Raw genomic sequence first — 20,010 nt, 5'->3', positions numbered from 1 at the left:
TCTATTTTTGGGTTGTTGAACCGGATAATGAATTGTTTGGACAATCACCGATTTCAGCCTTGAAAATGCTGCCCTTTGGGGCATTAAATCCCGGGTTTAATTCAATATAGTTTTGAGCGCTATAGATTACATTGGCCGAGATTGAAATGTTATTGGAAGCATTGATTGAATGATCAGCCTTGAAAGTATTATTGCTCTTTATAGGGTCAAAAGCGGTTAGTTTCAGAGAAGAAGGACACGATTGGGCCTTTATTTTATAAAGATTTCCGTTCGTGATTGATATGACATATAACTCCCCAAATGTATCTTCTCCAAAAGAAACAGGATTGTTCAGCGTAATGGGCTGGCTCAGATTTTGGTGATCATTGTTAAGATTTCGGCGCAATGTCCAAAATTTTCCGGTTATATAATCGGCATAAATGTAGTAGCCGTACATGGCAGGGAACTTTTGGCCGCGATAGACAACCCCCCCAATAACTGATTCACCCATTCCACCATTGTTGTCATAGCCGGCATATTCATGGATGGGAAATATCAAGGTTGTAGAATCCTCACATACAGGTTGTACATAGCGATGATTTCCCTCATAACAGCGCCAACCGAAATTAGCACCGCCCGGTGTACCATTGGCCAAAAAATCAATTTCTTCCCATCCGTCCTGTCCATTGTCACCCATCCACAGATCTCCTGTTGCGCGGTCAAAACTCAGGCGCCAGGGATTGCGCAGCCCACGTGCCCAAATTTCATCGGGAATGCTGTCATTGTTTGTTTGGTAAGGGTTATCAGGAGGAATAGCATACGTATTATTATGACTGTTTACGTCTATTCGAAGAAGTTTCCCGAAAAGCTTGGACAAGTTTTGGGCATTGTTGAGAGGGTCACCTATTAAACCTCGGCCTCCGTCGGCATCGTCTCCGGTAGTGATATATAAATAACCATCGGGTCCAAAATGAATTGCTCCACCCCGATGCCCTACATTCAATATGTGCGGTATGGTAAGCAAAGGAGTTTCAATTGGACTTGCCTGATTACTGTCTGCGTCACTTTTTCTGAATTGAGAGAGTTGAACAACGTTGTCAGGTTTGCGTACATACAGCACATAAAATCGCCCGTTCTTGGCATAATCAGGATGAAAAGCAAAGCTGTTGATGCCCGCCCATTCCTTATCATATACTTTACTACTGATATCCAGAAAGGGGGTTGAAAGAAGGGTGTTGTTCTGAATGATTTTGATTTTTCCTCCAATCTCGGAAACAAACAGCCGACTGTCGCCTGCTGAGCGAATATCGGTGGGTCGATTAAATCCTGATTGGTATAGTTCGAGCGAAAGGGTAGGAGCTTGGGAATATAGCTGAGTAAAAATTAAGTTAAATACTGTACACAAGCATAACGATAAATGATACTTTGTAAGGGATGTTTTAACGGCAGAAAGAAGAGCGCTGATTTTTGATGGTTTCAAGCAAAAAGGCATAATGTTAAGGCTTATCGGCAGCTATTATACAATAACTTTCGTGAATATTTTTTGGAATAAAGGGTTTAAGGGTGTATAAAAAAAGTATAAAAATATCCATATTATTTAATGTTTCTCTTTTTTCTCCAAAAAGGCATATATTATTGCACTTCTGCATATTTATAGGATATTAAAAATCATTATAAACAAAAAAACCTCGACCGGGAAGCCGAGGTTTTGTGGTACGGTCGACCCGACCGTTGTTTTAAAAAGATTACTTTATCTTATATCCACTGACGGTCGGGCCGACCGTACCACATTACAAAATCGTTTTTGCTTTCTCCAAGGCCGCATCCAATCTACTTGCGTCGCTGCCGCCTGCTGTAGCAAAGAAAGGCTGGCCGCCGCCGCCGCCTTTTACTTCTTTGGCAAGCTCTTTTACGATGTTACCGGCATGCTTGCCCTGTGCTACCAAATCTTCTGAAAGCATCACCGCTAACTGTGGCTTACCGCTCAATACTGTACCCAGAACAATATAACAAGTCGTAAGTTGCTCTTTCAATTGGTAAACCAACGATTTAAGGGCGTCCGCGTTGGCTACTTCTACTCGGGCAATAATTACGGAAATTTCGCCTTTGTTTTCTACCTGAGCCAACAAACTTTGTTTGGTTTGTTGCAATTTCTCGTTTTCAAGCACTTCAATGCGTTTTAGGAGTGTAGCCTTTTCCGAGATCAGATTTTCTACCGCTTTTACGACGTCTTTTTGCCCTTTGAACAATACTTCCAATTGGCTGATGACTGTTGCTTGATTACTGACGATCTCCAGTGCTTTTTCGCCCGTTACAGCTTCTACACGGCGTACACCTGCCGATACAGAGCCTTCAGACGTAAATTTGAAAAGGGCAATCTCGCCCGTTGTCGGTACGTGAGTACCTCCGCAAAGCTCGACCGAAAACTGAGGATCAAATTCCACTACACGCACAAAATCACCGTATTTTTCGCCAAACGTAGCTGTTGCCCCTTTCTTGATGGCTTCGTCGATTGGAACATTTACGTAGGTTCTTTGAGGAATATTAGCGCGGATCTTCGCGTTGACAATGTCTTCTACCTGCTTTAACTCTTCGTCGGTTACTTTGGCAAAATGTGAGAAGTCAAAACGTGTTATATCATCGTTTTGGTAAGATCCTTTTTGTACAATATGCGTTCCTAATACCTTCCGCAAACCGGCCAACATCAAGTGCGTGGCTGTGTGATTGCGCATGATGTTTTGTCGACGGTGAGCATCGACAGAAGCAACAACCGCAGAGCCGGAAGTGAGTAGTGAGTCAAGGTTTTTATCGCGAGAAATATGAACGAACAGATCGTTTTCTTTCTTCGTATCTACGATATTTATTCTCACTACTGACTCCTGATTTTTAACTGCTAATTCTCCCGTATCGCCCACTTGCCCACCCATTTCGGCATAGAATGGTGTACGGTCGAGCACAATGTGGTATTCTTCACCCGCTTTGGTTTTTACTTTACGGTATTTTACAATTTGGGCAGGAGCTTCAAGCGTATCATAGCCTAAAAACTCAAAATCACCGCCTTCGCTTACTTCAACCCAGTCAGTAGCTTCTTTGGCTGCATCCTGACGGCTACGCTTTTTCTGTTCGGCCAAGGCCTTTTCATAACCTGCTTCATCTATTTTATAGCCTTTTTCCTTGGCCAACAATGCCGTTAGATCCACAGGAAAACCAAAAGTATCTGACAGTTCAAAAACAACCTCACCGTCAATAATCCCACCGGCAGGTGTTTGTGCGCTGATAAGTTCAAACCGTTTAATACCTGCCTCTAAGGTACGAAGGAAGCTTTTTTCTTCTTCATTCACTACGCGCGTTACAAAATCTTCCTGTGCTTTAAGTTCAGGAAAGACGTCTTTAAATTGCTCGGCAAGTACAGGAACCAACCGGCTCATAAATGGCTCCGTAAAGCCCAAATACGAATACCCGTAACGGATGGCACGACGCAAAATACGGCGAATCACATAACCCGCTTTGGCGTTTGAAGGTAACTGCCCGTCGGCAATGGCGAAACTTACAGCGCGCAAGTGATCGGCAATGACACGCATGGCTATGTCGGTATAGTCGGTCGTATTGAGCGTACCGTTGATGCCGTATTTCTTGCCGCACATCTCCTCAATGACCTGAATGGTATTTTGGAAAATATCGGTGTCATAATTCGATTTTTTGCCTTGAATAGCCATGCAAAGGCGCTCAAAACCCATTCCGGTATCTACGTGTTTGGCAGGCAATGTAATCAGCGAACCATCGGCTTTGCGCTCAAACTGCATGAATACATTGTTCCAAATCTCGACCACTTGCGGGTGGTCGGCATTGACGAGTTCTTTGCCCGATTTGAGATCTATTTCGGCTTGGTCGCGGAGGTCAATGTGAATTTCTGAACAAGGACCACAAGGGCCTACGTCGCCCATTTCCCAGAAATTGTCTTTTTTATTGCCCAAAATGATGCGATCCTCGCCCAACATGCCTTTCCAAATGTCCCACGCTTCTTGGTCAAAAGGAACTCCGTCTTTTTCGTCGCCCTTAAAAACCGACACGTAAATACGCTCTTTGGGTAATTTATAAACTTCGGTAAGCAATTCCCACGACCACGCAAGGGCTTCTTTTTTGAAATAATCGCCAAAAGACCAGTTGCCCAACATTTCAAACATGGTATGATGGTAGGTGTCAAAACCTACATCTTCGAGGTCGTTGTGCTTTCCACTTACGCGCAAACATTTCTGCGTATCGGCAATGCGCTTGCTGGGCGGCGTGCCGTTGCCCAAAAAGAAATCTTTGAATTGCGCCATGCCCGAGTTGTTGAACATGAGCGTGGGATCATTTTTTGCCACAAGGGGTGCCGATGGCACAATGAGGTGGCCTTTACTTTTGAAAAAGTCTAAAAACGCTTGGCGGATTTCGTGGGAAGTCATTTTCTTATTGATACCGAATGTTAGACAATTGACGTCGGAAGTGAATAATTAAAAAGATAAACAGCATCTTTTTAACGTCTGTCAGCACACCTCCGTTGCCCTAAATTATTGGGCTGCAAAATTACGGAAAAATGCCGTAGGTTTCTGATTGTGATTTGATTTTGATTAACTTGCATTAGAAAATATCTAAAACCTGCACGCCATGAAATACCTATTTTCTGCCGTTTTAGCTTTCTGTTTCTCAAGCGCATGGGCCCAAAAATCAAAATTAAAAATGCCCAACAAAGCGTTTCCGATGAGCAGTTACACCCCTCCGAATACCTATCGAATATCTCAAAACTCGGACATAGTGTACGCGCAAACCGACAATATGCCTATTTTACCGGCACAATCGCCTGAAAACATGCCGAATGCAAACCTAAAAATGACGCAAGACAGTGGAAGTGTATATAGAACGCCCAATCCATTTCGTCGTGAAGCAAAGCCACTTCCTAAAAAACCTTAGAAAACAGCTGATTTTATGAAAAAAGCGGCTGAACTGTTCGTCAGTATTATTTTTTCAGTGGTTGGAATCGCTATAACAGCGGGCGGTTGGTATGCGTATCAAAGTCAAAAAAAGTTTGTTGCCATTGCCCAAAAAACGTCCGGTGTGGTGACGGCGTTGGAGTACAGTCGTTCCCGCAAAGGCGGCGGGTCGTATTATCCCATTGTGGAATTCCAAACTCCCGAAGGAAGAACCTTTTCGTTTCGCTCTGATGTAGGTTCTAACCCTGCACCCTATGACAGAGGAGAACAGGTAGAGGTTTTATACAATCCCCATGACCCCAACGAAGCCAAACTGACCGGATTTTGGAATTTGTGGGGCTTGGCCGCCATTTTTGCCGGATTGGGTAGTGTATTCACGGCCATCGGTATAGGTACAATGGTAGCTTCCATTCGCCGGAGAAAGATGATTGAAGAGGTGAAAATGACCGGCTCTTCCGTTGAACTTCCTGCCCGTGTTGAATACAACCGAAGCAAAGGCCGAAAGCATTATTACCTGCGCTCGGAGTGGTTAAACCCTACCGATGGAAAAATGTATCTCTTCGATAGTGACCCTATCTCTTACGACCCGACACCGTTTGTTCAAGGGCGTTCTGTACGTGTATGGTATGACCCGAGCAACCCGAAAAAAAGGCATTATGTAGATACTTCTTTTTTGCCCGAAAAAGCCTGAATACTACGAAAAAATTATCGAACGGTAAGACGCACGAGTTTCGCAATAAACCGGATACGGGACGTCCCAACATTATAAATACGGTGAGGAAGTAGAGATTCGTTACGATATACAGAGATATTGGTCTTTAATTAAGCAACATTTTCTAAATCACGATAGTTGACAACCATTTTAGAATGAGGATACATAATGTCTGATTCCAAGACGGGAATAGCATCTATAGTTTGACCTTCGTTGTCAAAAAACTCTATGATATAACCATCAGAATTTTCGTTCGCTACGGGTAGATATTCAACAACAGTTCCTACATCTCCCTTACAAAAACCTGATTCCGGCAGATCACGTACCAATAGTACTGTTGAAAATAAGTTAAACTTCATTTTTTCTAAAGTTTATCAGGGTTACTCATACACAAATTCACCGAACTCACTCTGCACCGTTACTTTTTTGCCTTCATTTGCTTCTACATGGCCAATGATTTGGGCCTCAATTCCGAACGATTGAGCGATTTCAATCACACGTTGGGCGTGAGCTTCGGAAAGGTACACTTCCAAGCGGTGTCCCATATTGAAGACTTTATACATTTCCTGCCAATTTGTGCCGCTTTCTGCCTGAATCAATTTGAAAAGTGGTGGAATTGGAAATAGATTATCTTTAATAACGTGCAGATTGTCAATGAAATGTAGGACTTTAGTTTGAGCGCCGCCGCTGCAATGCACCATGCCGTGAATGTGGGGGCGTAATTCATCCAATAAAGCTTTGGCAAAGGGTGCGTAGGTACGGGTTGGCGAAAGAATTAATTGGCCTACATTGACAGGAGCGTTAGCGACTGAATCCGTCAAGCGTTTTGAACCGCTGTAAACCAAGGCGCTATGTACTTCAGGGTCAAAACTTTCGGGGTATTTGGAAGCAAGGTAACTGTCTAACACATCGTGGCGAGCGGAAGTTAGGCCGTTGCTGCCCATGCCGCCATTGTAAGTAGTTTCGTAGGAAGCCTGTCCGAAAGAAGCCAAACCTACAATTACGTCGCCTGCTTTTATGTTGTCGTTTGAGATCACGTCGGCGCGTTTCATGCGGGCAATGATCGTACTGTTGACCGTAATGGTACGTACCAGGTCGCCTACGTCGGCGGTTTCGCCGCCGGTACTGTAAATTTCCACGCCGTGATTGCGAAGCATTTCCAAGACTTCTTCGGTGCCGTTAATGATCTCGGCAATTACGTCTCCCGGAATTTTATTTTTATTGCGGTCAATGCTCGAAGAGATCAGCATCGGGCCAGTGACCCCTACGCAGATAAGATCGTCGGTATTCATCACGATGGAGTCTTGCGCAATACCGCGCCATACCGAAAGATCGCCCGTTTCTTTCCAATACAAATAAGCCAGTGAGGTTTTGGTTCCGGCACCGTCGGCGTGCATAATGGTGCAATAATCGGGATCTCCGGCGAGCGTATCAGGAACAATTTTGCAGAAAGCCTTTGGAAAAAGTCCTTTGTCGAGGTTGGCAATAGCGCGGTGTACATCTTCTTTGGAAGCCGACACGCCGCGTTGGAAGTAACGTTCAGTCATGATGGGGTTAAACACAATATGAAACGCAAAGTTACGAAGCTATACGGGATTTCAAATCCCGTATCAGACTGCTTTCGGATTTGAAATCCGAAAGAGCGAAGGAAAACGTCGGCGAGGTTTAGAACGGGGACGCGCAAACCTCGCCGACGTTGATTAGCTTATTTTCGGCAATTGCCAGCCGTTATTATAATGGGCTTTAATGAGCGCATTGGCTTCAGCATCGTTTTTAAAGGAGCCGGTAGCGGCATCCCAGTATACTTTACGACCTGTTTTATACGCAATATTGCCCATGTGTGCATTGATGGCGGCGATACTGCCCGTTTCAATGCCGCATTTCAGGATTTTTGGATTGTTATCTTTGATCGCCTGAATAAAATTTTTCGTGTGATCGTTGAGGTATTCACCGTTACGTGCCTGGTCAGGAATATCGTCGATCTTATAGACCTTTATGCCGTTTTGGGTTTTGGTTTCCGGATACAGCATCCAACCGCCCCGGTGCAGTACTACTGTGCCATTGTTTCCGATGAATGCAATGCCTTCGGTAAGGCCATAGTTTCCGCCGTCAATGCCCGTTGCATGTTCCCATAACATATTGAAACCTTCGTATTCGTACACTGTTTGGAGCGTATCGGGGGTTTCGGAAGCATCGTCGGGATAGGCCAATTTTCCACCCGAAGCCATTACTGATTTTGGTGCTTTTGCATTCATGGCGTAGAGCGCGATGTCGATCTCATGTACTCCCCAGTCGGTCATTAACCCACCGGCATAATCCCAGAACCACCGAAAATTGAAGTGAAAACGATTGGGATTGAAAGGGCGTTTTTTGGCCGGGCCGAGCCACATATCATAATCCACGCCCGCAGGAACGGCAGCATCCGGTTTAACGGGAACAGGTTCCATCCAACCCTGATAGGCCCATACTTTCACCAAACGGATATTGCCCAATTTGCCCGAACGCACGTATTCAATGGCTTTTTCATAATGTGAGCCACTGCGTTGCCATTGACCGATCTGAATGATTTTATTGGAACGCTTGGCCGCAGCCAACATAATGTTACATTCTTCGATGGAATTGGCAAGTGGTTTTTCACAATATACGTGTTTTCCTGCCGCCAATGAATCGGTCAAAGCCAAGCAATGCCAGTGGTCGGGAGTACCGATGATGACCGCGTCAATGTCTTTATTTTCGAGCATTTTGCGGTAATCTTTGTATTGCTGCGGACGTTTGCCTTGGGCTTTTTCCACATCGGCTGAACGACGATCCAAAACACTTTGGTCTACATCGCAGAGCGCGATGCATTCTACGTCGCTTAATTGAAGGTGAGACCGTAAATCAGACCAGCCCATGCCATTGCAGCCAATCACACCTAAGTGTACTTTTTCAAGCGCGGAAACGCGTTTGCGTTGGCCGGCTAAAATCTCTAAAGGGGCAAATGAAAAGAGTCCGGTGCCGGCCAATGCGGACGCCGAACGAATAAAATCTCTACGGGAAGTTTGCATAGGTTTTGTGTGTGTTTTCTATGCAAAAGCAGGGGGGGATAAGAATCTAATGTATTCTTTTCACGCAGAGTCGCAGAGGAGCAAAGTACTCTTTCTCTGCGACTTTGCTCCTCTGCGACTCTGCGTGAATACTATTTTTTCACCTCCCCGATATGATATTCCTGAATCAATGGAGGGTTTTCGGGCGTGAGGGTAAACGATACCCAAAGATCAGTCTTTTCACCTTCTAAAATATAGCGACCACGAAGTTGGTTTTCGGGCATTATTTCTTTCACATTCACGATTTTGCCTGCTTTTTCAAACAACGCGGCTGACTCTTTTTTCAATGCTTCCAATGAATAATCGGCAAAGAAATTTTCGGCAAAAAGTCCGCTTGCTTCCGCATTTTTCCAATCGGGCAAAAGTTGTGTTATTTCTTTTTGACGTTTTTTGAGAATGTCAGAAGCAGGTAATTGGCGAGGTTTGAGTTTGGCGCTGACAATCAGTGTATCCAATACCTGTAAATTAATAGGCACTGTAGAAGCATACGTAAGATTGGCAAAGGCTACAACCCCGATGCCGTATTGAGGCAAAATCCGCCAATTGCTGCCAAAACCGGGTAAACCGCCACTGTGCCCTACATATTCGCGGCCTTCGCAGTCACGCATCCAGTTGAGGCCATAGCAATAAGCCGATACAGTCCCGCATGGACGTCCGCTTGCGTACTTAAATTGCGGAGCAAAACCGCTGATGTTCCAGGGTTGGTGCATTTCACGAATAGAACTGCGTTTGAGGGGGCTATTGTCAGTATCGTCTTTGGGCGGCCAAGCTGCCAAGTGCAGCGCCATGTATTTGCTGAAATCCTCAATGGAGGTGATCAAGCCGCCCATCGCGCCGTAAGCGCCGTCGTGCAGGAGTGCTTCTTCTACCCATTGTCCGTCGCGCCAACGATAGCCGTGGGCCAATTTATCGGCAGGTATTTCGGCATATTCCCATTTGGTATTTGTCATGCCGAGCGGCTTAAAGATATTTTCGTTGATGAATTGCTGATATGTTTTGCCCGATACTTTTTGAATAATATAACCCAACAGTGTAATTCCCAAATTACTGTATTCATACGCAATGCCCGGTGCATTGGAAAAAGCCACTTGACTTTGCATCAGTTTTAATAATTCGGCATTGGTATCGGCCAACTGACGGTCGCCCCAAGGGTTATCTTCGGGAAAACCGGCTGCGTGCGTCAACAAATGACGGATGGTGATGGCAGGAGCATCAGCTGTGAGCAATTTGGTGTTTTTCATTTCGGGAATGTACTTGTCGGCACGGTCGTCCAGATTGAGCTTGCCGGCATCACGCAATTGCAAAATGGCCATCGTCGTAAAGCTTTTGCTCATGGACGCGATCCGAAAAAGCGATTGAGAACCCGCTACCGTTTTTTTGCTGACATCCGTATATCCTGTACTTCCTGTATGAATTAGTTTTCCATCTACTATCACTCCGTAGGTAAATCCGGGGAAGTGGCTTTTCTGAGCGTGTTCTTGGTAAATTTTATCAATGGTCGGCAATATCGCTTCGATTTTTTTCAGACGCTCCGCATCGGTAAAAACGGGCGGTTTGTAGGATTGGGCGAAGAGGGTAGAAATGCTGAAAGACAGCAAAAATAAAAGACCGTAAAATTGATTTTTCATAGTTGATGAGAGGATGGTTGGTATTAGGGCTATTTTAATAATTGATGAATAAACAAAAGTAACCGAAATGAGAATAGATGTTATGCTATCTTTTCATGATTCTTTTACCAACATTCAAAATCGCATGATTTCCTCTTATCTTTATAAACACTTTAGGGATTTTGAGATTACATAAAGTATATCATCAACTGATTCCTTTTAAATCCATAATCGGCAATTGCGTAATGATTTTATATTTACTGCAAATTTTTTTGTGGTTTGCTTATGGAGCGCTTCACAGCGTCTTGGCTAATAACCGTGTAAAGCTGTTCTTTGAACAAAAGATAGGGACAGTTTATCGTTATTATCGACTGATATACAATGTATTGGCGGTTGTATTTTTGTCAGGTATTATCGTTTACCAATTCGATCTTCCGGAACAACCATTATGGATGTTTGATTGGCGAGTCCATGTTGTGGGAGGTGTCCTGAAATTTGGCGGGTTGGCTATTGTAGTGTTTGCCATTGCAGGCTATAACGTAAAAGAATTTTCGGGTTTAGCCTTTTCGCCGCGTGATGCAAGTGCCGGCTCCGGTACGCTCAAAACAGATGGTTTGCTGCACTACGTTCGGCATCCGATCTATACAGGTACCATATTATTTGTTTGGGGGCTTTTTTTGTCAGATTCGCTGTTGCGTACGATGATTATGGCTGCCTGCGTAACGATTTATACCTTGATTGGTATTTACTTTGAAGAACGAAAACTTTTGGCCGAGTTTGGGAATGCTTATCGGGACTACCGCCGGCGGGTGCCCATGCTTTTGCCAAAACTATGGTAATTGAATCGATTATTACCTTTAAACGTAAAACTATTTCTATTATATGGCACTAAAATACAAAACAGCACTGATAACCGGTGGAACAAAGGGGATTGGCTTTGGCATTGCCCAAGTATTAATTAATGAAGGATTCCGAGTTGCCGTTACAGGAAGAAATGAAGAAACTTTACAGGATGCAATTCAGCAATTGAATCAGGTCAAAGAAGACTGCGCGTTGGGGATTGTGGCAGATGTGCGTGATTTTGACTCACAACAAAATGCCGTCAATCAGGTGATTGAAAAATGGGGTGGTTTGGATGTATTGGTTGCCAATGCCGGCGTTGGGCATTTTGCGCCAATTGAATCTCTCACGGTGGAACAATGGCAGGAAACGATAGACATTAACCTCACGGGGGTATTTTACAGCGTAAAGGCCGCGTTGCCCGCGTTGAAAAAATCGAAAGGGTACATTATTACCGTGGCAAGCTTGGCAGGAACAAACTTTTTTGCCAATGGTTCGGCCTACAATGCCAGCAAATTCGGATTGGTTGGTTTTAGTCAGGCTGTCATGCTTGATGTGCGCAACGATGGCATCAAAGTAACGACCATCATGCCGGGTTCGGTGGCTACGTATTTTAACAATCATGAACCTTCGGAAAGAGACGCCTGGAAAATTCAGCCCGAAGATATTGGTCAGATCGTAGCCGATCTACTCAAAATGAATCCTCGTACGTTGCCAAGCAAAATTGAGGTAAGACCGACAATTCCTAAGTAATTTTTCTCACTAAAAAAGCTGCCGGAGTCCATATATGGGGAATTTTATCCTCATGTATGGACTTTTTTCGTGCTTATCGGGGCAAGTATGACTTTTGTGATAGGTACATCAGTCATTTTAACACTTTCAATTTCCACCACAATGAAAAAGGTATTTGTTATTTTATCCATTTTGTCTGCATTTTCTTACGGCAAAGCCATTGCTCAGGAAAACGTCTCCTTTGGCCCCATTGTAGGGGTAAATTTTTCGAAGTTAACGGGAAATCAAATCTATAATGATTGGAAAACAGGAGCTACCGCCGGGATTTTTATTAATTATAGCGGCGAAAGCCGATTTGGCGTCAATGGTCAGATTCTGTATTCAAGAATCGGAGGCCAGTCATCGAATGGAGCTTCTAAAGGTCACTTGGATTATATCCAAATCCCGATCATGGGAACGTATTATCTCAATGGGCGTGGTAATCAGTTCCGACCAAAATTGATGCTTGGGCCATACATTGGTTTTTTGGCAAAAGCCACCAATGAAAGCGGTATATCGATCAATCCGGAAGGAAGCACTCGTCCTTACAAAGGCGTAGATGCCGGGGCTGCGATGGGCTTGGGATTTAATTATTCCTTGAGCCGTAAAGTGTGGCTAAATGCAGATTTACGCTATAATTTGGGTCTTGCACAAGTGATGAATACTGTTGATGATGTTCACAATCGTTCATGGGGCATCAATGTAGGCTTAAGTTTCCCTTTAGGAAAGTACAGCCCAAGTACCGGAACACTTCGCTAGTTAGTTGTTAGTGCAGGCGGTTCCGATTTATAAGATTCTTATAATATTAACTGTAGGATAGTAGTAAAGGTAAGTGTAGAGTAGTTAATCCACAAAGGCGACTAGTTATCCACATAAAATGTTGATAACTAGCGCTTTTGCAGGGTTTTTTGTGTTTTGTTTTACTCGTCTTTTTGGGCAATTCCTTCTTTTTTATCCAACGACTGCGCTAATTTTACCAATCGTATAAATTCAGAACGGTATCCTTCCGGGTCTTTCGCCAAAGCGTTCTGTGCTGTTTGAATCACCTGCTCGTAAGTGGCGGCTCCTTTAAATTCAGATTTGCGTAACAGCAATCCCCATTCGGCTACGGCCGTGGCAAACCGGAAGTTAGCGGAAGTACGTGCAAAAGGCGTATGGGTATCGCGTACCGGAACTTCAAACAATTTACTGACTTCGCTGTCGGGTTGTTTGTAGCGCAACTTGATCGTTAATACTTCATCTGAAGCTGAATTGTTGGCTGTCTCGGTCGGCTTTTGGTATTTCAAGTCATCAACTTTGGCCAGATAAGCACTTTCTACGCCGGCAGGAATGATCTCATAGAGTGCGGTTACGGTATGTCCGCTGCCCATTTCGCCCGCATCTTTTTTGTCATCGTGAAAGTCCTCGTTTTTGAGCATCCGATTTTCGTAGCCGATGAGGCGGTAGCCTTTCACAAATTTGGGATTGAATTCCAACTGTAGCTTTACATCTTTGGCAACTGTGAAAAGCGTTCCACCAAACTCATGCACAAACACTTTTTGTGCTTCCTGCAAATTGTCGATGTAAGCATAATTGCCGTTGCCTTTGTCGGCGATCGTTTCCATTTTATTGTCTTTGTAATTGCCCATTCCAAAGCCCAATACGCTGAAATACACGCCGCTTTTGCGTTTTTCTTCCACAATCTGCTGCAATTCGCCTTCGCTTGAAACACCGACGTTAAAATCACCGTCGCTGGCTAAAATCACGCGGTTATTGCCGCCTTTGATAAAATTCTCCTGTGCAATTTTGTAAGCCAGTTTGATGCCTTCTCCGCCTGCTGTAGAGCCGCCCGCGCTGAGTTTGTCAAGTGCATCTTTGATGGTAGCCGTCTGATTGCCGGGCGTTGAAGACAAGACTGTTCCCGCCGCTCCGGCATAGACCACAATGGCTACTCGGTCGTTGGGACGAAGTTGGTCAACAAGCAGCTTGAATGCTTCTTTGACCAACGGCAGTTTATTGGCCTGATTCATAGAACCTGACACATCCACTAAAAAGACCAGATTGGAAGCGGGCAGATTATCGGTCGGAATGGTTTTGGCTTGCAGACCGATGTGAATCAATTTCAGTCCTTTGTTCCAGGGTGAATCCGAAATCTCGGTTTGAATAGCTACGGGATGTTCTCCTTTAGGTTGTGGATAATCATACTCAAAATAGTTGACCATTTCTTCAATGCGCACCACATCCCGTTGCGGAAATTGGCCCAAATTGAGCATTCGACGAACATTGCTGTAAGCAGCACGATCCACATCCACCGAAAAGGTGGTCAACGGATTCTTTTTCGCATCGTGGAAAATATTTTCGTTCAATGATTTATACTCTTCGGCACTATGCTCCATATCATACATCATCGCCGGCATCTGTGCAGCAAACGTTTGCGTAGTATTTGCCCTGATCTTGGCAGAAGAAGCGGGTTTGCCGGCAGCTACCACTACTTCCTGAAGCATTTCGTACGCTACTTTCAGGAAAATATGAATGACAGAATCTTTGCCGATTCTGCGTTCTTCACCCTGATAGCCTACAAATGAAAAAGTGAGCCTGTCGTCCGTTTTGGCATAGATGGAGTAATGGCCTTTTGCGTCGGTAACGGTGCCTTTCTTCGTATTTTTGACGGTCACACGTACTCCCGCAAGCGGTACTTTGGTGCCTTCTTCCGAAACAGTTCCTGTGACAGTAACAGGAGTAGATTGAGCGCAAGCGTAAAGTGTCAATGCACTAAAAATCAGGCAAAAGAGTTTTGTTTTCATGGTTGTAATTCTTTAGTTTCAACCATTGGATGCACGAGGCGCAAGGATTCCATAAAAATTTTTAAACTTTTTTTGTGGAATAAATAAACAGACAGCATCTATAGTCAGAAGCGTTTTAAAAACACCTTTCATGAAAATGCTCATTATGGTTCTGACTTTTACATTCTATATTTTTCGGTTTATTATTTTTCAGTTTATCATTTCTCGGTTTTAACATCTTTATCGCTTGTTTCTAAAAATATTTCGTCGTAAAACCGCGCTCACCGATGCCGAGTACCTCTCGGAATACCGCCGTACGGGCGATTTGGCAGGTCTGGGGGAGTTGTATGAGCGACACATGGATATGGTTTTTGCGGTGTGCTTCAAGTACATGGGTGAAGAAGATGAAGCAAAAGACGCGGTAATGCAGATTTTTGAGCAATTGATCACGGACTTAAAAACGCACGAAGTTCAAAATTTTAAATCTTGGCTGCACAGTGTAGCGCGGAATCATTGCCTGATGCAACTCCGTCAAAAACGCGTAGTGGTGGGAGATGAAGGCATTTTTGAAAATGAAGCTTTTGAAAATTTTGTCGCGGAGTCTCCCGAAAAAGAAAATTGGGAAATAGATAGTCAGCTTTCCGATCTGGGAGATTGTTTGCAAACCCTTGCGCAGGAGCAACGACGTAGCGTGGAGTTATTTTATTTTCAACAATTATGTTACCAACAGATTGCCGAACAGACAGGTTTTGCAATCACCAAAGTCAAAAGTTATCTCCAAAACGGCAAACGGAACCTGAAACTGTGCATGGAGGGCAAACAACATGGCTAAACGTCAAAAATACATCGAACCTTCCAATGAGCAGTTGCGCCGCTACGTAGCCGGGGAATTATCTCCTGCGGAGCAATATCATGTAGAAAAAGCTGCCTTGCAAAACAAGCAAATTGATGATATGCTTGAGGGTTTGCAGGCGTTAAAAAATGCAAACGTTGATGAAGAAACAGCTTTAAAAGAATTAAGCCAAAAACTCAATAAAAGAATACGAAAGAATGAGCAAAGGTTAGTGCCTTTTTATTACGCATCAGCGGCAGTAATCATCATTGCGGCAGGGTTGGGCCGGTGGCTGACTCAAAAGGAAGAGTTATCCATGAAGACCTCGTCTACGATTGCCCTTCAACAAACTCCGCCTGTTATTCAACCGGAATCTGCACCGGTTGCAGCAGATAATCAGCCGCCTCAACTCTTATCTCCTAAAGTGGCGACTCCTGAGCCATCTCCTCCTATAACTGCTTCACCACCTCAGCCTCAGGCCGATGCAGTGGCAGAATCGACGCCGCAGGTAGAGAAGCCTGCGCCAACGTTGGTACTTGAAGAAAAAAGAAGCGAATCGCCGGTAGCTGACGCAGTTATAGCTCCGGCCGGCGCACGTCCACCGGATTCGGCCCAACATGTGGTTGCTAAAACGAAAGCACCTGATAATATTTCGGCAGCGCCTGTGGCGGCTTTAGCTAAAAGAAGTGCTTTCGGTGCGGGTAAAGCAGGTGTTTTTACACTGCGGGGAAAAGTACTGACCGATAACCAACAGGCATTAGCGGGAGTTGTGCTTCAGCTTAAAAACCAATCGTCGGGAGTAAGCACCGATGCAGGAGGTAATTTTGTGCTGCCCAATGTTCGTAAAGGTGACGAAATTACGATATCTTCAGTAGGGTACGAACAAACGCAGCTTACCGTCAAAGATTCAGTTATTACGCCTATTGTATTAAAAGAAGACAGACAGGCATTAAGTGAAATTGTAGTAGTTGCCGGTCAGGAAAGTTCTAAAATAAAGACACGGGAAGCGGGGCCTAAAAACGGATGGAAAAAGTATAAAAAGTACCTTGAAAATGCTGCTAAAGCCTACATTGCCCAACATCCTCAATCACCGAGAGGAGACGTCAGTCTTTCTTTTGTGCTGACCACTTCGGGAGAGCCTGGCAATTTTGAAAAAATGAAGAAAGCAGATGCGGGGCTTTTTGAAGAGGCAATACGTATCATCAAAAATGGTGATTCGTGGGAGCCAAGCATACGGAACGGGCAAAAGGTGCCGGATAAAATTTTGATACGAGTACGTTTTGAGTAAAAACACGTAGAAACACCTACACTAAAAAAGTAGTATCACCTTAAAAAAAAAGAAAATAAGAATCGAATTTTGTGCATCTAAAACCGTTAATTTACAAATTGTACTGCAACCCATACATTTTTATGAACAAACTCCTTACTCGGATCTTTTGTGCAGCTTTTTTAGCAAGCGCTGCTGTCAATCACCTTCAGGCACAGGCTACGCCGGCAAAACCTGCTCAATCGCAGCCAACCCAGAGTATGCAGGAGCAGTATGATAAACTGCATGGAAATAACAAGAAACCTGCTGCTCAACCGTCCAAAACGACCACAAAACCGCAAACTGCCACTCCAAAGCCTCAAACTGCTCAGAAGCCTGCTCCGGCACCGTCAGCACCCAAAGCTCCGGCAGAAGAAGGTGGATTTAAGTTTAAGGTAGGTTTACGGGGAGGGGCAAATTATTGTAATTACTCGCTTCCTTCTTCACAGGCAAATTCCGGTGGTACGCTGGATCCTATTTTGGGGTATCACGGCGGCTTGATTCTGAGTTTTGGAGGGAAAGCGTTTTCGGTACAACCCGAAATTCTTTATTCACAAATTGGTACAAAAATAAAGGCTTCGCAAGGCGGACTTACGTTGACAGGCGAGACCATCATTAATACTATTACAGTACCTGTACTGTTTAAGTATTCAATGGGGAGTGAATCGTTCAAGTTTTTCATTAATGCCGGTGGCTATGGCAGCTACGGACTTAACGGAAAAGCAAAAGCAACGCTTAATCAGCAAACGACAAAATCCGATCTTAAATATGAAAAAGGTGATCCTCGCATAGAATACGGTGCCGTGGGTGGTGCAGGAATAGCGCTGGGATTAGGCAGCAGCGGAGCGCAATTGTTGATCGAAGGTCGTTATTACTATGGTTTAGGAAATGATGATAAGAGTCTGGATAACAACGAAAAAGCAATGGTGCGTAACATTCAGGGTTCTATTGGGATTTTGATTCCGATTGGGGGGAAATAAGCAGTTGTTCAAAAGAAATTAAAAATGCCTGACACCAAAGTGTCAGGCATTTTTAATTTACCTTAATCAGTATTGCCCGGTACGAATAAATGCTTCCAAAGCATTAAGGTGATTGGTAAATGCCAGACGACCTTCGGGTGTGGCACCGTAGGTTGTATTCGGTTTTCTTCCTATAAATTGTTTCCGAACAATTAGATACCCCTGTTCTTCAAGCGCGCGTAAGTGAGTTGCGAGATTCCCGTCAGTAAGATTGAGCAATTCTTTAAGTGCATTAAAACTTAATTCCTCATTGACCATCAATACCGACATGATTCCCAGCCGCGCTTTACTTTCAAAGGCCTTGTTGAAATGTTCGAGCATTCGTTATCAGTTAATAATTATATGTAAAAGAGTGCCTTATGAATGGGCGGTTCCTCTTTCGTATTTAAAATACATCAGTGTCCCGTAAATAATGTGTAATACCCCAAATCCAAAGGCCCACACCAAAAGGTTATAGCCCGTCAAAAATAGGGAAACCAATCCTAAAATTACCTCCATGATCCCTAAATATTCCAAGTCCCGAACCGTATATTTACTGGCATTGAGCAGCGCCAAGCCATAGAAAATAAGCGTGGCCGGAAAACTTACCCACAACATATTACGGTAAAACATCGCCAAACAAAAAATGCCTCCTGTGATGAGAGGAATTAATAAACTCGTTAAAAGACGTTGAGAAATGGGACTCCAAATGCTTTGCCCTGATTTGCGTGCTTTGCGAATGGTAAAGAAAACTCCCGATAGAATCGCAACCACCAATACAATGGTGCCGTCGATCAGGATAAATTCGATCATATCCCGGCGGGTCAGCACAGTCATATGTTCGGTGTTCTCGTAATTAAATGCGTCGGTTTTTAGCCTTAAATAAGCTACAGATGCTCCAATAAGCGCCGTTATACCTGCCGAAATTCCTGACAATCCACTGAGCGATAAGAATTTCGAAGAGCGCTGCATTAAATCTCGGATTTCGGTAAGCGCCTGAATAGAATCTTGTTGAGAATCCATGATGATTAAAAGGTAAAAGAGAAAAGTTTTAGAATAGCTTTACCAAAAATGACCGTTCCGGTCAGCGCCGCAGCACAGGCCATCACCAATACCCCGGCAGCGGCCAGGTCTTTGACGGCTTTTATTTGAGGATGGATGCCGGGCGAGACTACATCACAGAGTTTTTCAATAGCTGTATTAAAAGCTTCTGCGGCCCAAACACCTCCAATAACAATGATAATAACAATCCAATCAATGTAGCTTAATCCTATAAAAATACCTCCTGCGATTACTGCTAAAGCCGCCAAAAGATGAAAGCGGGCATTGTTTTCGTATCTAAACAATGCGAAGACCCCATCCGTGGCATACTTAAAACTTCGAAGCATTTTACGTACGTTAATCATAATTGTCTACCTGAGGTTCATAAAGATGGCCTTGCTGTGTTGATTTTATCGACTCTTGGCCTTTAAGGTATAAAGCCAAAAAGCAGCATACATAATCAACATAGCCAATGAAAACGTTATTGTCAATTTCATTGCTGTTGGATTATGCAGATTTGACAAACTGTATTGAATAAGAGAGAAAGGATTGGTCAGAACGTCCCAACTGTTCCAACGCCCAAACCGCCCCAAATAAACGCCATAACTGGATAAAATCAAACAGCAGGCCATAATTACCCAGGCAAAACTGCGATTGGTAATTTGTTCAATCAGCCGATGGATGATCAAAACTGAATAAAATCCCGTAAGCAGGCCCGCCAAAGCGAAAGAAAAACTCATCAATGAGTCATACCATAATAAATAATCGGGCACTTCTTTCAAGTGGATCAGGTCTGTGATCAAATAAGGTGCATTGGGAAAAAGCAATAACCATAGACCGGCTCCTGCCAAAAGACCATAGTGATTCAGCAAATTTCGGCGCCAACTTTGGCGAGTAATGTAGGCACAACCTAGGGGAAGCCAGGCCAGAAATAAATTCCAAAACAGTCCTGCGTGCTCAAATGAACCCGTGATGGCAATACGCCCTGCCAACATTGAAGTGCCAATACCTGATAAAAGTACAAGAAGGAAAAATTTATTGTTCATGATTAAAAGAACTTTGTTTTACAAAGTAAATAAAAAAACAAATAGCTGATTGCTCATTAG

Annotated in this window: 19 protein-coding genes; 8 read left to right on the top strand and 11 right to left on the bottom strand. The window is 43.9% G+C overall.

The window, feature by feature from the left end; genetic code table 11:
• Window position 1: 1 nt before the first annotated feature.
• A complete protein-coding gene (locus tag ACQY73_RS16110; RefSeq protein ID WP_428667892.1) occupies window positions 2-1,459 on the bottom strand; it encodes a PQQ-dependent sugar dehydrogenase in 1,458 nt (485 codons plus the stop codon).
• Window positions 1,460-1,769: 310 nt separating this feature from the next.
• Complete coding sequence (gene alaS, locus ACQY73_RS16105; RefSeq protein WP_428667890.1) at window positions 1,770-4,424, bottom strand: alanine--tRNA ligase; 2,655 nt, start codon at window positions 4,422-4,424, stop codon at window positions 1,770-1,772.
• A 202-nt stretch (window positions 4,425-4,626) separates the two neighbouring features.
• Between alaS and ACQY73_RS16100 the strand changes: the two genes are divergently transcribed.
• Complete coding sequence (locus ACQY73_RS16100) at window positions 4,627-4,929, top strand: hypothetical protein (RefSeq protein WP_428667888.1); 303 nt, start codon at window positions 4,627-4,629, stop codon at window positions 4,927-4,929.
• 15 nt (window positions 4,930-4,944) lie between these two features.
• On the top strand, window positions 4,945-5,640 hold the full coding sequence (locus ACQY73_RS16095) for a DUF3592 domain-containing protein (protein ID WP_428667886.1): 696 nt from the start codon (window positions 4,945-4,947) through the stop codon (window positions 5,638-5,640).
• Window positions 5,641-5,771: 131 nt separating this feature from the next.
• Here ACQY73_RS16095 and ACQY73_RS16090 read toward each other — a convergent pair whose 3' ends face one another.
• The 4 genes from ACQY73_RS16090 to ACQY73_RS16075 form a co-directional block, all read right to left on the bottom strand.
• A complete protein-coding gene (locus ACQY73_RS16090) occupies window positions 5,772-6,020 on the bottom strand; it encodes a DUF4926 domain-containing protein (RefSeq protein WP_428667884.1) in 249 nt (82 codons plus the stop codon).
• 21 nt (window positions 6,021-6,041) lie between these two features.
• Window positions 6,042-7,208: an AIR synthase-related protein gene (locus tag ACQY73_RS16085; protein ID WP_428667882.1), complete on the bottom strand. Its 1,167-nt coding sequence runs from the start codon at window positions 7,206-7,208 to the stop codon at window positions 6,042-6,044.
• 153 nt (window positions 7,209-7,361) lie between these two features.
• Entirely contained in the window at window positions 7,362-8,708 is a 1,347-nt protein-coding gene (locus tag ACQY73_RS16080; RefSeq protein WP_428667880.1) for a Gfo/Idh/MocA family protein, read from the bottom strand.
• Window positions 8,709-8,839: 131 nt separating this feature from the next.
• A complete protein-coding gene (locus tag ACQY73_RS16075) occupies window positions 8,840-10,375 on the bottom strand; it encodes a serine hydrolase domain-containing protein (protein WP_428667878.1) in 1,536 nt (511 codons plus the stop codon).
• A 224-nt stretch (window positions 10,376-10,599) separates the two neighbouring features.
• Between ACQY73_RS16075 and ACQY73_RS16070 the strand changes: the two genes are divergently transcribed.
• The 3 genes from ACQY73_RS16070 (at window position 10,600) to ACQY73_RS16060 (ending at window position 12,724) form a co-directional block, all read left to right on the top strand.
• Entirely contained in the window at window positions 10,600-11,193 is a 594-nt protein-coding gene (locus ACQY73_RS16070) for a methyltransferase family protein (protein ID WP_428667876.1), read from the top strand.
• A gap of 43 nt (window positions 11,194-11,236) precedes the next feature.
• Window positions 11,237-11,947, top strand: coding sequence for an SDR family oxidoreductase (locus ACQY73_RS16065; protein WP_428667874.1), 711 nt, complete (start codon window positions 11,237-11,239; stop codon window positions 11,945-11,947).
• A gap of 141 nt (window positions 11,948-12,088) precedes the next feature.
• A complete protein-coding gene (locus tag ACQY73_RS16060) occupies window positions 12,089-12,724 on the top strand; it encodes a porin family protein (RefSeq protein ID WP_428667872.1) in 636 nt (211 codons plus the stop codon).
• Between the two features lie 161 nt (window positions 12,725-12,885).
• On the opposite strand, the gene ACQY73_RS16055 is transcribed toward ACQY73_RS16060, so the two are convergent.
• Entirely contained in the window at window positions 12,886-14,748 is a 1,863-nt protein-coding gene (locus tag ACQY73_RS16055) for a YfbK domain-containing protein (RefSeq protein ID WP_428667870.1), read from the bottom strand.
• A 226-nt stretch (window positions 14,749-14,974) separates the two neighbouring features.
• Between ACQY73_RS16055 and ACQY73_RS16050 the strand changes: the two genes are divergently transcribed.
• From ACQY73_RS16050 to ACQY73_RS16040, 3 genes are all read left to right on the top strand, one after another.
• Window positions 14,975-15,559: an RNA polymerase sigma factor gene (locus ACQY73_RS16050; RefSeq protein WP_428667868.1), complete on the top strand. Its 585-nt coding sequence runs from the start codon at window positions 14,975-14,977 to the stop codon at window positions 15,557-15,559.
• On the top strand, window positions 15,552-16,847 hold the full coding sequence (locus ACQY73_RS16045; protein ID WP_428667866.1) for a carboxypeptidase-like regulatory domain-containing protein: 1,296 nt from the start codon (window positions 15,552-15,554) through the stop codon (window positions 16,845-16,847). The genes ACQY73_RS16050 and ACQY73_RS16045 overlap by 8 nt, the downstream gene beginning before the upstream one ends.
• A gap of 122 nt (window positions 16,848-16,969) precedes the next feature.
• Entirely contained in the window at window positions 16,970-17,845 is an 876-nt protein-coding gene (locus tag ACQY73_RS16040; protein ID WP_428667864.1) for a porin family protein, read from the top strand.
• 66 nt (window positions 17,846-17,911) lie between these two features.
• On the opposite strand, the gene ACQY73_RS16035 is transcribed toward ACQY73_RS16040, so the two are convergent.
• From ACQY73_RS16035 to ACQY73_RS16020, 4 genes are all read right to left on the bottom strand, one after another.
• A complete protein-coding gene (locus ACQY73_RS16035; RefSeq protein ID WP_428667862.1) occupies window positions 17,912-18,205 on the bottom strand; it encodes a winged helix-turn-helix domain-containing protein in 294 nt (97 codons plus the stop codon).
• 36 nt (window positions 18,206-18,241) lie between these two features.
• Entirely contained in the window at window positions 18,242-18,886 is a 645-nt protein-coding gene (locus ACQY73_RS16030) for a hypothetical protein (protein ID WP_428667860.1), read from the bottom strand.
• A gap of 5 nt (window positions 18,887-18,891) precedes the next feature.
• Window positions 18,892-19,251: a diacylglycerol kinase family protein gene (locus ACQY73_RS16025; protein WP_428667858.1), complete on the bottom strand. Its 360-nt coding sequence runs from the start codon at window positions 19,249-19,251 to the stop codon at window positions 18,892-18,894.
• 63 nt (window positions 19,252-19,314) lie between these two features.
• Window positions 19,315-19,950, bottom strand: a complete 636-nt coding sequence (locus ACQY73_RS16020; protein WP_428667856.1) for a DUF1361 domain-containing protein — start codon at window positions 19,948-19,950, stop codon at window positions 19,315-19,317.
• Window positions 19,951-20,010 lie beyond the last annotated feature (60 nt).

The sequence above is a fragment of the Runella sp. genome, from assembly GCF_965279615.1.
Classification (GTDB): domain Bacteria; phylum Bacteroidota; class Bacteroidia; order Cytophagales; family Spirosomataceae; genus Runella.
Note: the sequence above shows the minus strand (reverse complement) of the source record. Positions and strands in the feature narration are given on the sequence as shown.